The following is a 15,731-nucleotide window of genomic DNA, read 5'->3' as shown; positions in this document are numbered from 1 at the left end:
CGAGAATTTCCTTCCTGTTTTTCTATAGAACTCGAGTTATGTCCCGAACTCTTTTTAGCGAATTAATGTTGTTGTAAATCGCGGTGCGTGTAGCCCCACCACCCGATAAGACCGAGGAGCACGGCAAGACTGACTTCCCAGCTAAAGGTGGTCCACTCGACTTGATGCACGGGGACACTGGGCAACCAGCCGAACGGACTCAGTTGTTTGGCCCATTTGGGTAACTGTAACAGGTTACCCAGGTACTGACTGATAAACCCGTAGGCCAGGTAGAGCCAGGCCAGTGAGCGGCCCCGCGGCCAGGTCCCAACTAGCAGCACACCGAGAGCCAAGAACAGCCAGATGACGGGCAGCTGTCCCCAGAACCCCTGCCAGAATTCGAAGGTCGTGATGCCGTCGGCCGCGTGGGTCAGACTGGCGTTGCCCGTGAGCACCAGGCCGCCCCAGCCGCCCAGAAAGATCACCGTACTGAGTAACCCCGCGGGGCCGATATAGCTCAGAAAAAGGCGGGTGCGACTCAACGGCCGCGCGTACAGCGCTTCAAGCCAACCGTGGGTTTCATCACCGTAAAGTTTGAAAATGAGTTGTAGTCCGGGGATGATCGCTACGGCGGCCATGACGACGGTTAATAGGGCACTAAAGTTGAGTAGTAGACTGTGGTTGGCCGAATGGACGACGGCCTTGCCGAAGACCTGTTGCATGGTGGGGTTGGTCTTTAAGATGTCCCCAATGGTATTGAAGACGGTCCCGTAGGCCATCCCCAGGACGATAACGCCTAGAAACCAACCGATGAAGACGTTGTGTTGGCGCCGCCAAAGCAACGTTAGGGGACCCCGGAGCAGGGGGGACGCGGTTCGCCGTCCCGGGTGCGTGGCGATGGCTCCCGCTCCAAGGTCTCGGTGTTGGACGACCCAGATGGCGAGGTTGATCAGGATCAGACCGGTCAGTAACATGAGACCGACCGGTAACCAGTTGGGGCGATGGTAGGGCGACAACTTTTCCACCCAGCCCAGTGGCGACCACCAGGTCAGGCGGGGCTGCTGAACGTCGGTGATCATCCGGACCAAGTAACTTAGGCCGAACAAGGCGTAGGCCATCCCGGTCGCACTGGCGGCGTGGTCGGCGAGTTGGGCTAAGAGAAGGGCCAACATGCCGAAGAGCCAACCAATGGCCGCGAGTCCCAGTCCAATCAGCCAATTGCCGGCCGTCGTGGCGCCGGGCATCTGGGCCAAGTCGAGGCCTAGGGCGTAGAGGATACCGATACCGAGGTTCACCAGGGTGAGTTCGCTGGCGGCCGCCATTAACTGAGCTTGGGGACCGATGGCGTGGGCCCGTAAAAGTTCGGTTAACCCTTGATCCTCTTCGTAGCGGGTGGCGTGAACGGCGAGTCCCAGGTTCATCACGACCTGAATCAAGGCCATGAAGAGTAGCATTTCGTTTGCGAAGATTTGAGCCGTCGTGGCGTTTTTACCCAGTTGAAACGGGCCGAACATGGCTACGATGGCCGGACTCTTCAGCGTTTGCACGATGCCGGCAATCTCGGCCTTGGTGCCGTAGATGTCGACAAACTTGGCGGCCACGGCGGCCATTAACCCAACCAAAATTAATATCCAGATCAGTAACCGGAAACGGTCCCGCCGCAAGCCTAACCGGGTAAGGGCCCCAGTTCCGGTGCGTGTTGTCAGGGTCATCGTCATCACGCCTTTCCGTAGTAGTGCATAAAGAGATCTTCCAACGTGGGTGGGGTGCTTTGCAACGCCAGAATTTGGTGGGCGGTCAACGCCGTCATGACGGTCGGTAGTTGCGCGGCTTCCACCGAAAACTGCCATTCGTTGGGCTGCTGACCGGCTTGAACGGCGTGAACCCCGGGTAACGTGGTGGGAGCCAACGGCGTTTTGGTGGTCACGGTCATCACGGTGCGGGTCAGGTGGCGCATCTCGGCGAGGCTGCCGGTTTCGATGATGGTGCCCTCGCGGATAATGGCGATCCGGTCACACATCCGTTCGACTTCGGAGAGAATGTGACTGGACAGGAGCACGGCCTTACCTTGGTGCTTGAGGTCGAGGACGGCTTCCTGGAAAAGCTTTTCGTTTAAGGGGTCGAGGCCGGACGTGGGTTCGTCGAAAATGTAGAAATCGGCGTCCTGCGAAAAGGCGGCGATTAACGCGACCTTCTGCCGGTTCCCCTTGGAATAGGTCCGGGCCTTCTTGGTCGGATCGAGGCCAAATCGGTGAATCAGGTCGTCGGTCTGGGCGGTGTGGCGAGCACCGTTGAGTTTTAACAGCAAGTCGATAATCTCACCACCGGTCAGGTTGGGCCAGAGGTAAACGTCGCCGGGGACGTAGGCCAGTCGGCGGTGAATGGCGACGCTGTCGTGCCAGACGTCGTGGCCGAAGATGGTGGCCGAGCCGCCACTGGCCCGAATCAGCCCGAGTAGCGTGCGGATGGTCGTGGATTTACCGGCGCCGTTGGGACCGATGAAGCCGAAGATCTCGCCGGCGTTGACGGTAAAGGTAATGTCTTTGAGTGCGGTAAATTTACCGAAACGTTTTTGTAAGTGGTTAATTTCTAGAATGGGTTGTGCCATGGGTCGTCCCTCCTCATCAACTGTTAAATCGCTCTCATCGTAAGCCCGGGGGTGGGGAAAGTCAACGAAAAAGTGAACTATTTAAAATGAATAGTTCACTAAAAGTAAATAACTGATGTTAAGAGAGATAAAACCAGATTATGGTGAGGAAGGTGTCGATTAGATGAATCCAAAATACAGTCTGGAGGTGAGCAGGCGGTCCAAATGTTCACCCTGAGCGCCGGAGGGCAACCAACTTCGCCGCTAGTTTGGTCGGCGACCGGCCGAACCGTGTGGTAAAATAAGCAACGACAAGGGGAATTTCGAGAGGCGGTAAGGGTATGGCAACCAATCAACAACGCAAACAACACCAGCGATATCACCTGTTACAAACGGCCCAAAGGCTCTTCATGCGTGACGGGTTCAAGGCCACCAAGGTCAGCGCGATTGCGGCGGCGGCTGGCGTGTCGCAGGTGACGTTGTATAAATACTTCGACAGTAAGCTGAGCCTGGGCCACCAGGTCGTACTGGCCATGGTCAACGACGGGTACGCCGCTAGCCGCGCCGATGCGGTGGATCCGCAACTTTCCTACCAGGAACTCGTGCAAAAGATGATCACGATGAGCACGCAGATCACGGACAATCTGCACCCGGACTTTTACCGGTTCATCGTCCAAGACATGCGGGGCCAACTGGGGACTGACGAGACCATGCAGGCCTATCAGGCACAGAAACGCAACTTCTGGTCGGTGGTCATTCGGCGCGGTCGCGAGGCGGGGATGATCAGTCCCGAGTTGACCGACGATGCGTTGATGCTGTACCTGGACATGTTTATCCAGTACGTCAGTAGCGACGCCGGACAAAAGATTGTGGCGGGTAATGAGCACGATCCGCACTTCCAAGCCCTGACCCGGCAAATCGACCACCTATTTTTCTACGGCTTCATCGGCGTTCCCCCCACAGACACGAAAGAAGGACTCCCTCATGAGTAACGAGACTTTAACCGCTGTACACGATTTTGCCCGCAGTAAGATGCGGGACGACGAGACCGGCCACGGCTTCGACCACATTCAACGGGTGGTAGGCTTGGCCGACCGCCTGCTCACGGCATATCCCGCGGCTGACCGCCTGTTGACGCTGACGGCGGCGTACCTCCACGACGTGATTGACGAAAAATTAGTGACCGATACGCAGGCCGCCAGTGCCGAGGTACGTGATTTCTTGAGCGCCCACGATTTCAGTGCCACTCAGCAGGACACAATTTTTCTAATCATGGATAACATGTCGTTTCATAAAACGCTCGACGGGACGGCCAAGCCCTTACCGTTAGAGGGTCAGATCGTTCAAGATGCCGACCGGTTGGACGCCATCGGGGCCATCGGGATTGCCCGGGCACTCTACTTTGGCGGTCACTTCGGCGAAAAGATTTACGACCCGGCCGTGGCGCCGCGGACGCAAATGACCCACGCCGAATACCGCAATCTGGGGGGCGAGACCGTCATCAATCACTTCTACGAGAAGTTGTTGACCCTGAAAGACCTGATGAACACGGCCGCCGCTAAGGGACTGGCCGAACACCGGCAACAGGTCATGCTCGACTTTTTGACCGAGTTTAAAGACGAGTGGCAAGCTAAACGCTAAATTGACGATAACGCCTTCCCGTTCCCACGGTGAAGGCGTTTTTATTTGGTGCGTGCGCAAATCACCCCATGACATTGGTCTTAAATGTGCGTATGATAGATGCAGTGTTTAAAAATAATTAACCGATAAATAAATTACAGTAAAGGAGTATCAATCGAATGGTGACAAACGAAACAGAGCCCCAAAAATTGACGGGGGAGCGTCTGGTCGCAATCGTGGCCGTGGCGTTAATGGCCTTCGTGGGCATCCTGGTCGAAACGTCGATGAACGTGACCTTTCCCACGTTGATGCGGACCATGCACGTGTCTTTGAGTACCGTGCAGTGGGTGACCACGGGGTATTTACTGACCGTGGCGTTACTGATGATTACCTCGGCGTTTTTGAAACAGCGGTTCACCAACCGCCAGTTATTCGTGACCGGGGCGGGGCTCTTTATCTTGGGCGCGTTGATCTGTGCGTTAGCGCCGAACTTCCCGATTTTACTCATTGGACGGTTGATTCAGGCCGGCTGTGCGGGAATCGCGATTCCCTTGATGGTCAACGTGGTGGTCGAAAGCGTGCCGCGCGCCAAACTGGGGTTTTACATGGGGATGACCGGGTTGATTCTGATGATTGCGCCGGCGAGTGGACCGACCTTTGGGGGAATCATGGTCTCGCTGGCCGACTGGCGGATGATCTTCTGGTCGACGATTCCCGTGGAGGCTTTAGTCTTAATTTTGGGGGTCTGGGCGATTCAGCAGTACACGCCGACTAAGGCCGTGAAATTCGATTGGCGGCAATTTGTCCTATTGGCGGTGGCCTTTGTGGCCGTGATGTTAGGCTTTAACAGCCTGACCACGGCGGGTTGGTTGAGTTGGCAGTTCCTGGGTGGCCTCATCCTGGGCGTCCTTGCCCTGTGGGGGTACGTTCGGGTGGCCAAAACTAGCGATCGCCCGCTTCTAAAACTCGAAATTTTCCGGAATCCGATCTTTACTTACAGTTTCTTCGCTTACGTGATCTTGCAATTCTGTAACATCGGGATCAACTTCGCGCTGCCTAACTACGCCCAAATCGTGGTGGGCGCTAGTTCCCTGGCCGGTGGGTTGATGTTACTGCCCGGCAGCCTGGTTACCGCCATTTTACAACCCTGGTTCGGTCATCTGCTCGACGAACACGGGGCGAAGCTACCCATCTTGCTGGGGAGTAGCCTGTTTCTACTGGCCGCGCTCGGTTTTACGGTGTTGGGGCAACATCTTTCCGTGGTCGTGATTGCCATCTTCTACATTGTTTATAGCATTGGTCGGTCGATGGCCTTTAGTAATACCATGACCAACGGCTTAAAAGAAGTCACCATGGCCCAACGCGCCGATGCCAACGCGATTTATAACACCGGTCAGCAGTTTGCCGGGTCATTGGGAACCACGATTTTAGCGGCCTTGATGTCGTCGATCAAGGGCGGCGGTCTCTCCTACGCTCACGCTACGGCGCTGGGGAGTCAGTTGGCCTTCGGGTTGATTTTAGTGTTGAGTATCGTAAACTTTGGCTTTTACGCGATTGTGTTTCGGTACCAGAAGAAAGATTAAACGTAAAAAAACCAGTCCGTGATGGGCTGGTTTTTCTGGTTTGTGGTGAGTAACTAGGTTCTTGCTTAAACCGTAAATCTTGATTTAAGTACCCGTTTCTGACTGGAACGGAAGCACTGAATCCTCCAGATTGGTCTTTTAAGACAGGCCCTAATCAGATTTGCACCATCAAGACGGCGCCGGCAATCAAAATGCCCAGTCCCGCGGAGGTGGTCAGTGTCCGTCGCGGATCCGCCTCCTTGAGGATGACGATGCCTAAGAGGGTCGCGACGACCACGTTTAACTGTGTCAGCACGAAGGCGTTGACCAGCCCGTTAAGCTGGAGTGAAATCAGGTAAACGGACGAAGAGACCGAAAAAATCAGGCCGGACGTGATGTTTTTGAGACCGGCCGGATCGTTACCCGGTAACCGGCGCCGACCGATGAGGTAGAGCAATAGTGACGTACTTAACATTCCCAACGCTTGGGGCAGAAAGCCGTTGATGCCGCTGGTCGAGTTAGCGTAGTGGGGGAAGCCGGAATAGCCCCAGTACCCAAAGGTGGTGGCCAGCAGAACCAGGTAACCCCGGAGGTTCTTGACGGAGAAGCCCACGACCCCGTTAGCGACTAGGACACCTAAAATGATAATGACTAGCGCGCCCAAGCCGATGAGGTTATCGTGCCAACCGGTCCATTCGCCGAACAGCCAGCCCCCAATCAGGGAGTTGCCAATGATCTGAAAGGCCGTGGACAGCGGCATGGTCAGACTGACGCCCAGCTTGCCGTAGCCCCAGTACTGGCCGCACTGTCCGAAGCTCCAGAAGGCCCCGGAGATGAAGTACAGCCAGAAATCGTGGCCGCTAATGCTGAAACGAAAGATCAGTTGGAGGACCGTGGCGGTAATTACGATGCCCATGCTGGTTCCAAGTAACTGCTGTAAGAAACTGCCGCCGGTGACTTTACGCATCCAGATGGGTAGGATGCCCCAGAAAAGGGCGGGAATGAGTCCAATTAAAATTGCCATGGCGAGACTCCTGTTCTACTTGGCGGGGCGAACGACGAATTCGTGGGTGGTGTATGTATTTTCCCGGTAGGTTTCGATGCCGTGTAAGGTCGCGGGAATTTTCGGCGTCCCCTGCCAGGGGCGTAAATCGTATTGGACGGGGCTCCCCAGGGGCCGACGTAGGGTTAGGGTCACGTGGTCCAACGTGAGGTTTTGAATCATGTGATCGGCCACCGACCCAATGAACAGACCGTTTTCGGCGTTACAGGTGATGTTGGTGAAGCTCACGTTGCGAATCCGCTGGCCGGTCAGGTCGGTTTGCGCGTCACGGGGGAGCAACGAGATGAAGATGGGTTCCCCGGAACCCCACCATTCCTTGCTGTAATGTTTGGTGACGATCGAAATATCGTTAAACCGGATATTTTCGGCACTGCCGGGATCGCGAAGCTGAAAGGTCAGACCCCGGTTGGTATCGGTGATGGTCAGGTGTTGGAAGTGGCAGTTATAGAAGTTACCGAAACTGCTACTGCCAAATTTGACCGCGGAACTCTGGGTTTTTAGGGTGCAATTTTCGACCAAGAGGTTGGTGCAGTCGCTGTACGCCGCGGTCTCTTCGGTACACTTGGGGCAGATGGCGTCGTCGCCGGTGACGATATCGCAGTCGTGAATGTAAGTATTCTTGCTGCGGTCGACGTCGATGCCGTCGGTATTAGGCATGCGCGGTTCGTTATGAATGGTGACGTGGGCGATTTCGGTATTCTGACAACCGACCAGGTGGACCGTCCAGAACGGGGCGTTTTGTAACGTCACGTCTTGTAAACACACCTGGTGGCAGTCTTCAAAGTAGACCGTCATTGGGCGGGGGTATTTGTAGAATTTCAGGTGGACCTCGTCACCTTGGTCCGGGTAAATGAACCGTTGATAGTTACCGTCGATGGTTCCGGCCCCGGTGATGGCGATGTCGGTCTGGCCCTTGGCGTAGATCAAACCGCAGATGGGCGTAGCGTTGCGGTTAAGTTCAAACGGGCCCGGCCGGTGGGTGTACCGGTCTTCGTTGCCGGACCCCACGAGGGTGGCCCCGGCGGCGATATGTAAGGTAACGTGACTCTTTAACACCAGGCCGTCGATGGTGTAGGGGCCGCTACCGGGAATGAGGACCGTGCCCCCGCCGACTTGAGCACAGGCGTCGATGGCCGTTTGAATCGCGGCGGTGGCGTTGGCGCGGACGTCAGCGTAGGTCAGGTGTTCTAGGACGTTTAATTGCATGAAACCACCAGCTTTCTGAGAAGGTACCGGGCTTCTGGTAATTACGAAACCCATAGCAGATACTTCTAGAGTAGCAGGCGAAGAAACCGCTTTCAATAGGTGGCCGATAGAAAATTGCCCCAAATTAAAAAAACTGGTGAACCATCGGAAGGGTTCGCCAGTTGATGCGGTTTAATGAACTTTCGTGAGTCGTTGAATCCGGAGGGCGCCGATGATGGCGACCACGATCAACCCTACGTAAACGAAATTTTGCGGTAGACCGGTGGGATTGACCCGAAAGGCCCAACCGTACAGCGACGGCCCCAGAGCGGCCATGAAGTACCCCCCGGCTTGGGCCATACCGGAGAGACGTGCGGTGGTCAGGGGATCGTCGGTTTTTAGACCGAACATGGTCGTGGTGTAGATGAAGAAGAAACTAATAGCAATGCCGACCAGGATATTTTCGGTCAACCAGAAGCCAAACGAGGCGGTGTTCTGGAAGAAGAGCATGAGACCGGCAATGATTCCGCAGGCCCCGGGGATGGCGACCAGGACCTTTAAGCCGGTTTTTCCTAATTCCATCAAAAGGTGGGGCGTTAAGATGTAGACGGGAATCCCAACTAGCGAGTAAACGGCCATGATAAAGCCGATGTGCCCGGCGCTGAGATGATGGTAGCCCATCAGCACGGGGAACCAGGCGGCCATGGTGTAGTTGAGTAACGACTGACACCCGAAGGTCACTAAGAACAGCCAGGCGTGGGGGTTGGTCCAAATACTCCGGTGCGGCGTGCGAACGGCCTGGTTAGCGGGTAAGGCCTTCATCTTTTCCGGGAGGTGGTGGCTCATCAGTCCCCAAAAAATCATGACCAGTAGCGGCACCACGGTCAGAATCAGCAGGATGGCCTGCCAGCCCCAGTGGGTCACGACTGGCGCGGTCACCAAGTTAAACCCGGCACTTCCCAGGTTCATCGAAAACGAGTAGAGCGTGGTGTACAGGGCAATTTTTAGGGGAAAGTAGGCCTTGATGAACGCCGGCATGAAGACGTTTAGGTGGGCAATACTGATCCCAATCAGGATGGTGCCCAGTAACATGGTGGGCAGGGTAATCACCATCCGCAAGGCCGAGCCTACTAACAGTAGAATTAGCGCCACGGTCATCGCGGGTTTGATCCCCCATTTGGCCAGCGGGAGGGCGGCAAAGTTAGAGAAGAGCAGAAACATGACCAGGGGCAGAGTAGTTAGGATCCCTAAACTCCCGGTCGAGACGGTCAGGTGCTGAGCCAATTGCGTGAGCACCAGGGGTAAGGTGGTGATGGGGGAGCGCATCAGAATTCCGATGGCCAAGACGACCAGCAGGATCTCGGTCGTGTGTTCGATTTTTTTCGCCATGGTGGCCTCCTTAGAGCATAGAAAATGACTAGTCGGGGGACTAGTCATTTATTTTATGTATAAGTTCATTCTATAACTAATTACGGTCGGAAGACAACCGGTAATTGGGCCACTGAGGCCACGCAAAAAGGCCAGCCCGTTATGGACTGACCTTTTCAGTAACTTGTAACGACTTATTTGAAGAAGCCGAAGTAGTTCTTAGCGTTGTTGTAGGAGATATCTTGGACGATCTGACCTAGGTAAGCGTAGTCGTCAGGGACTTGACCCCGGACAACCCATTCACCGATCAGGTCACACAGTACCCGACGGAAGTATTCGTGCCGTGGGTAAGAGAGGAAGCTCCGTGAGTCGGTCAACATCCCGACGAAGTTTGGCAGCAAGCTTTGTTGCGCCATAATGCGTAATTGATCGTGCATTCCTTCGCGGGTATCGTTGAACCACCAAGCACAACCGAGTTGCAGCTTTTGCTTGACGTCGCCTTGGAAGCTTTGCATCCCAGTGGCCAGTTCCAACCAATCGTTCGGGTTGGTGGAGAAGAGGATGGTCTTAGGAATGTTGTTTTCTTCGGCCATGTCACTGAGTAATTTCATCATTTCGCCGGCGATACCTGGTTCGGACCCCATGGAGTCAAACCCAGCATCGGCGCCTAACTTCCGGAACATTGGGCCGTTAGCGTTCCGCAACACGTTCATGTGGTATTGCATAGTGAAGTCGTATTGCTTGTTTAACCGCATGAGTTCTTCTAACAGCAGGGTGGTATAACCGTCAACTTCGGCGTCGGTCAACTGGGTATTGTCCTTAGCGGCCTTAGCCAAAATCTGGTTAAATTCATCCTTGGAAATCTTGCGGTAGTGGTATGAGTTCAACCCGTGGTCGGACAGACGGCCGCCCATTTCGGTGAAGAACTTGAAGCGGTTGTCTAAGGCCTTAACCAGGCTGTCGTAGTCGGTGATTTCGACACCGGCCACGTCGCCTAACTTCTTCAGGTAAGCCCCGAAGTCGCCTTGGTTGATCCGGACCAGGTTATCTGGCCGCATAGCTGGGAGGACCTTGAAGCCGTTTTCAGCTTCGTCTTCTCTGATCAGCTTGTGGTAGTGCAAATCGGAAGCCGGATCGTCGGTGGTGCAGACCACCTTGACGTTCATGTTCTTGATCAGGTTGCGGGGCTTGAAGGCTTCGCTTTGAACCAGTTCGTTGGCTTTCTTCCAGATAGCGGGAGCAGACTTGGTGGTTAAGGGTTCGTCAATGCCGAAGAACCGCTTTAATTCCAAGTGGGTCCATTCGTAGAGGGGATTCCCGATGGACTTTTCGATGGTCCCAGCCCAGGCGAGGAACTTTTGGTATTCGTCGCCGTCACCGGTAATCAGGTCTTCGGGAACACCGTTAGCCCGTTCGAGGCGCCACTTGTAGTGGTCACCTAAACTCCCGTCGTTTAACCATAAACGGGTGATGTTCGGGTAGTTCTTGTTTTCGTAAATGTCTTTTGGTTCCAAGTGACAGTGGTAGTCGATGATCGGCATGTTTTCGGCGTAGTCGTGGTATAACGTCTTAGCGGGATCATTCGTTAATAGAAAATCTTCGTTTAATAAAGTCATGAGAAAACTCCTTCATAAAGTAATGATGTCGTTTATCTGAACCTTAATTGACGTCGGCGCTTAAGGGATTAACCTTCAGCGTTTTCCTTCTTTTCTTCTTCGGCGTTAGCGTTGTGAATCTTAGCTAATTGAGCGGCGTTAGAGTTGACGCGCTTCTTGCTCAGTGGGTAGAAGAAGAGTAACAGTAAGGCAGCGACTAACAGGCAGACCGTTGGGACACCAGTTGCCAAGTTGTAGATCTTGTCAATAACGGCTTGCGACTGAATGGCACCACCACCAGTGGAGGACTTGTAACCGATGAAGGTTAACATGAATCCACCGAAACCACCGGCGATCGCTTGGGCAACCTTACGAGCGAAGGAGTTAACCCCGTATACGATCCCGTCTTCACGGACACCCGTCAAGACTTCGTGGTTATCGATAACGTCGGTGATGAAGGCCCAAACCATCAGGTTGAAGACCCCGGCACCTAAGGAACCAAAGAACATCATCGTTAAGTAGAAGTACATGTTGCTCGTGTGAGAAACCATCAAAGTTCCGTAAATAGCGGCACCGATTAACAGCGCCACGATGGAACATTCCTTACGACCAAACGTCCGCGTCATCCAGTTACTGAATGGGGCCAACAGAATAACGGTCGCAAAGTTGAAGATCAAGGCAATCCCCATGGCAGAGGTGTTCTTGAAGTAGTCGTTAAACAGGTAGGAAATCAAAGTCCCGGACAAGTTTTGGTTAATAACGATCATGATGTCGACCAAAACCAAGACAATCAAGGCCTTGTTTTCGAACATCCCTTTAACCACGCGGCCCAAAGGAACCTTTTCAGACTTTTCAGTCCGGACACGTTCCGTGGTCAGCTTCGTCGTTAATTCGTAGCAGACGTAACCTAAAACGGCACAAGCGACAACCACCCAGAAGAACCGGCTCCCGGAAATCTTTTGGGAAGCCCCGATGTAGATGAACATTGGAATGATGTAGCTGGTAATGGCGGAACCAACGGCGGACCCAATGGAACGGAACGTCGACAGAGACGTCTTGTCGTTCGGGTCACTACTGATGGCAGAGGCCATAGAACCGTAAGGGATGTTAACTGAGGAGTAGAAGATCCCCCAAGCGATGTAGGTGATGAAGACCCACCCAAGACGCATTGGTAATGCCCAATCCTTAACGATTGGTACGAATAACAGAACCAAAGCAATCAGTAATGGGTAACGCATCCGGTTGATCCAAGGCTTGAACCGACCAATCTTATGTAACTTACTGTTATCAACTAAACGACCCACCGTGATGTCGGCAAAGGCATCGACGAACCGAGCGATTAAGAAGATAATCCCAACTTGTGACCCGGTTAAACCAAGCACGTTGGTGTAGAAAATCATTAAGAACGAGTTAACCACGTTAAACGAGAAGTTATTCCCGATATCACCGAACATGTAACCAATCTTATCTTTAATGTTGAACGGCGCCGCGGAAATCGTAACAGTCTTTTGTGTCTTATCCAACGAAATTCACTTCCTAAATAAATTTTTTTGATAAAAGACGTTTACCAAAGCGGTGAAACTGAACAATAGCTAAAACCTCTAAGTGTGTGGTCGTGGTGGGTTAACCAGGACCAAATTATCTGCCTCCAAACTGATATAGAAGTTACCTAGAGAATAGCACGTAAGGAAACCGCTTTCAACATAAAAATGTTAAATCACAATCTTAAAATAAAAAAGATAATAGCGGCAAACCGCTAAACCACGGGGATTGTACGGGAAATTAAAAAAGTTTAGGAATTTCGTTGACAGCGCTTACAGAGTCAATTAAAGTAAACCTGTCACGATATTCTGGTATATCACTTGAAACTAATTAGAGGGTCTAGCGCCGGCTAATGGCGGTTAAGCCTAAGTATGCGGCGGATTTTCTCGTGATTTTAGCGACTTGGCGGCTGCCGAGTGACCGTTAAAATTCGTGAAAGCGTCCTCAAAAGGAGACGGTGATGTGTTAGACTATGACCAATTGAATAGCAACAACCACTAAATTTCGGAGGTGCACGACATGAAAGTTAGTTCTAAACTACTGAACGTCACCGATCATCACGATTATTTGGACGTGGCGACGGATGGTGCTCAGTTCCGCATTTACCTATTGGATGAAAACATCATCCGGATTCGCGGGACCTTTGATCAGGAATTTGCGCCGGAAGAGTCTTACGCCTTAGTCAAGACGGCGTGGGACGATGCCACCGACGACCTATTGGCCGATGAACGGCAACGGGTGACCCCGATTGCCATCGACCTACAGACCACCGATGATGGGTACACGGTCAACAACGGCAAGTACACGTTACATATCCACGCCGATCCGTTCTACTTTGAAATCATCGACGAAAACGGTCACGTGGTCCACAAGGATTTGGCCAAGCGCTCGTTCGTTCAAGACAACCTGGGCCGCAGCTTCCACTACAGTAGCATGGGCGACCATGACAAGTTCTACGGCTTTGGTGAAAAGTCCGGCAAGCTGAACAAGTTTAAGCGCCGGATGCGGATGCACAACACCGACTCACTGGGCTGGAACGCCGAGAAATCGGACCCGTTGTATAAGATGATTCCGTTCTACATCGACTTCGATACGCAAGCCAACCTGGCCAGCGGGTTATTCTACAACAACATGTACGATTCCGTTTTCGACATGGACTGTGAACACAGTAACTACTGGTTACGCTACAGCTACTTCCAATGTGACGGCGGCGACCTCGACGTCTTCTTCATTGGGGGCCCGACCATCAAAAAGGTTGTGGAACACTACACCGACCTGACCGGGAAGACGGCCATGATGCCGTTACCGTCGCTAGGGTACATGGGCTCGACCATGTTCTACACCGAACTGGACGAACATTCCGACGACGCAATCTTGGACTTCGTGGATACGTGTAAGAAGAACGGTATCCCGTGTGACGGGTTCTTCCTCTCATCCGGATACACGTCGGGTCAGGATGGTAAGCGTTACGTGTTCAACTGGAACAAGAAGCGCTTCCCAGATCCAGCTAAGTTTGTGGCCGAACTTAAGAAGCGCGGCGTGCTCTTAGCGCCGAACATCAAGCCGGGGATCTTAACCACCAACCCAATCACGCCCGAGTTTCAGCAAAAGAACGCCTACGTGAAGACGGCGGACGGCACGGCCGATGAAATCGACCAGTACTGGGGTGGCCCGGCACACTTTGTGGACTTTACCAGTCCCAACGGTCGGGATGCTTGGGGGCAAAAGATCATTGAAGCCCTCGCGTCCATCGGGATCACGTCGTTATGGAACGATAATAACGAATTTGAAATCAACGATGACAGTGCGACGGTCGACGCCGACGGGGTGCACCAAACCATCGGGGCCGTGAAGCCCATCATGTCGACGTTGATGGCCAAGACGGGAATTAACGCGTTGAAACAACACGATCCAAACGTGCGGCCGTACTCGATCAACCGGGCCGGCTTTGCGGGGATTCAACGGTACGCACAGACCTGGGCCGGGGATAACTACACTAGTTGGACCAACGTGAAGTACAACATCCCGACGATTCTGGGGATGGGTCTTTCCGGGGTCGCCAACCAAGGGTGTGACATCGGCGGGTTCGACGGGCCGTTGCCGGAACCGGAACTGTTCGTTCGCTGGGTTCAAAACGGGATCTTCCAACCACGGTTCTCGATTCACTCCTGCAACAACGACAACACGGTTACCGAACCGTGGACCTACCCGGCCTACACCAAGTACATCCGGGCGGCCATCAAGTTGCGGTACACCTTAGTCCCGTACTTCTACTCTCTGCTGTACGAAGCTTCGACCAAGGGGTCCCCAATCATGCGGCCACTGGTTTATGAATTCCAAGACGACCCGAACGTGGCCGAAGAAAGTTTCGAATTCATGCTAGGGTCGTCGTTACTGATTGCCAACGTGGTGGACAAGGGCCAAACGGAAAAGGCCGTTTACCTGCCAGCCGGTTGTCGGTGGATCGACTTAAAGACCGCCCAATACTACGATGGTGGCCAAACAATCACGGTACCGGTCGACCTGGGTAGCATCCCGATGTTCCTGCGGACGGGTAGTATCGTCCCACGGAGCTTTGGCATCAACAACCTGCATAACGACGTGATCGATCACCTCAACGTGTTGGTCGAGGCCAGTCAAGACGTCGACTTCACGCTGTACGAAGATGACGGGGTGACTAACGATTACCAGCAAGGACAATCGCTACGGACCAAGTTGAGTGCCCGGACCACGGCCGACGGCGTCACAATTGACGTTAGTCGCGACGGGGATTACCAGACTCAGGTCAAAACCATGGAATTTGAAGTTTGCTGCCCGACAATCGCGCCACTGAGTGTGAACTTAGCGGGACGCGACCTGCCACGGTTCCTGAATTCGGCGAAGTTTGCTGAGACCGACGAGGGCTGGTACTTCGACGGCGAGAAGCGCCAAGTCGTGATTCGTTACGCGAACTTAGCGGCTCAAAACTACCAGTTAGGCGTTAACTTCAGCATTAAGGATTTAATTTCAATCTAGAGAATCACACGCATTTCGTGGTAGCATCAGAATAGTCGGGTGAATGCCACGAGATAGTGACGAGGGGAAATCAATTCGATGAAAATTGGTTTCCCCTTTTGCTTGACCTGATTTGGATTTGAAACGTAGTGTCTTCTGTCGGGGCACTGGCCCGATGGGAATTTCATCAGCGACCTAGCCGAAAAACGGTTCCCCGATGAACAGTTAAACAATCA

At 53.4% G+C, this 15,731-nt stretch carries 11 protein-coding genes; 4 read left to right on the top strand and 7 right to left on the bottom strand.

Annotated elements, in window-relative coordinates; all coding sequences use genetic code 11:
- Positions 1-62 precede the first annotated feature (62 nt).
- Positions 63-1,691 carry an ABC transporter permease gene (locus FD25_RS05450; protein WP_057802148.1) on the bottom strand — a complete coding sequence of 543 codons (1,629 nt, stop codon included), beginning with the start codon at positions 1,689-1,691 and terminating at the stop codon, positions 63-65.
- Positions 1,692-1,696: 5 nt separating this feature from the next.
- On the bottom strand, positions 1,697-2,587 hold the full coding sequence (locus FD25_RS05445) for an ABC transporter ATP-binding protein (RefSeq protein WP_057802137.1): 891 nt from the start codon (positions 2,585-2,587) through the stop codon (positions 1,697-1,699).
- A 320-nt stretch (positions 2,588-2,907) separates the two neighbouring features.
- Here FD25_RS05445 and FD25_RS05440 point away from each other — a divergent pair, with 320 nt between their 5' ends.
- The 3 genes from FD25_RS05440 (at position 2,908) to FD25_RS05430 (ending at position 5,769) form a co-directional block, all read left to right on the top strand.
- Complete coding sequence (locus FD25_RS05440) at positions 2,908-3,558, top strand: TetR/AcrR family transcriptional regulator (protein WP_057802135.1); 651 nt, start codon at positions 2,908-2,910, stop codon at positions 3,556-3,558.
- On the top strand, positions 3,551-4,207 hold the full coding sequence (locus FD25_RS05435) for an HD domain-containing protein (protein WP_057802133.1): 657 nt from the start codon (positions 3,551-3,553) through the stop codon (positions 4,205-4,207). Before FD25_RS05440 ends, FD25_RS05435 begins: the two co-directional genes overlap by 8 nt.
- A gap of 158 nt (positions 4,208-4,365) precedes the next feature.
- Positions 4,366-5,769: an MFS transporter gene (locus FD25_RS05430; RefSeq protein WP_057802131.1), complete on the top strand. Its 1,404-nt coding sequence runs from the start codon at positions 4,366-4,368 to the stop codon at positions 5,767-5,769.
- Between the two features lie 154 nt (positions 5,770-5,923).
- Here the strand turns inward: FD25_RS05430 and FD25_RS05425 are convergent, their stop codons facing one another.
- The 5 genes from FD25_RS05425 to FD25_RS05405 form a co-directional block, all read right to left on the bottom strand.
- Complete coding sequence (locus tag FD25_RS05425) at positions 5,924-6,772, bottom strand: GRP family sugar transporter (RefSeq protein WP_057802129.1); 849 nt, start codon at positions 6,770-6,772, stop codon at positions 5,924-5,926.
- A 15-nt stretch (positions 6,773-6,787) separates the two neighbouring features.
- Positions 6,788-8,017 (bottom strand): glycoside hydrolase family 28 protein, encoded by a 1,230-nt coding sequence (locus tag FD25_RS05420; RefSeq protein ID WP_057802127.1) that lies wholly within the window; start codon positions 8,015-8,017, stop codon positions 6,788-6,790.
- Between the two features lie 171 nt (positions 8,018-8,188).
- On the bottom strand, positions 8,189-9,385 hold the full coding sequence (locus tag FD25_RS05415) for an MFS transporter (protein WP_057802125.1): 1,197 nt from the start codon (positions 9,383-9,385) through the stop codon (positions 8,189-8,191).
- A 173-nt stretch (positions 9,386-9,558) separates the two neighbouring features.
- The gene (gene uxaC / locus FD25_RS05410) at positions 9,559-10,980 is read right to left on the bottom strand and encodes a glucuronate isomerase (RefSeq protein ID WP_057802123.1); all 1,422 of its coding nucleotides are present in this window, start codon (positions 10,978-10,980) and stop codon (positions 9,559-9,561) included.
- A 68-nt stretch (positions 10,981-11,048) separates the two neighbouring features.
- Entirely contained in the window at positions 11,049-12,482 is a 1,434-nt protein-coding gene (locus tag FD25_RS05405) for an MFS transporter (protein WP_057802121.1), read from the bottom strand.
- Between the two features lie 538 nt (positions 12,483-13,020).
- Between FD25_RS05405 and FD25_RS05400 the strand changes: the two genes are divergently transcribed.
- Positions 13,021-15,516: a glycoside hydrolase family 31 protein gene (locus tag FD25_RS05400; RefSeq protein ID WP_057802119.1), complete on the top strand. Its 2,496-nt coding sequence runs from the start codon at positions 13,021-13,023 to the stop codon at positions 15,514-15,516.
- Positions 15,517-15,731 lie beyond the last annotated feature (215 nt).

The sequence above is a fragment of the Levilactobacillus acidifarinae DSM 19394 = JCM 15949 genome (assembly GCF_001434835.1).
GTDB classification, from domain to species: Bacteria; Bacillota; Bacilli; order Lactobacillales; family Lactobacillaceae; genus Levilactobacillus; species Levilactobacillus acidifarinae.
Note: the sequence above shows the minus strand (reverse complement) of the source record. Positions and strands in the feature narration are given on the sequence as shown.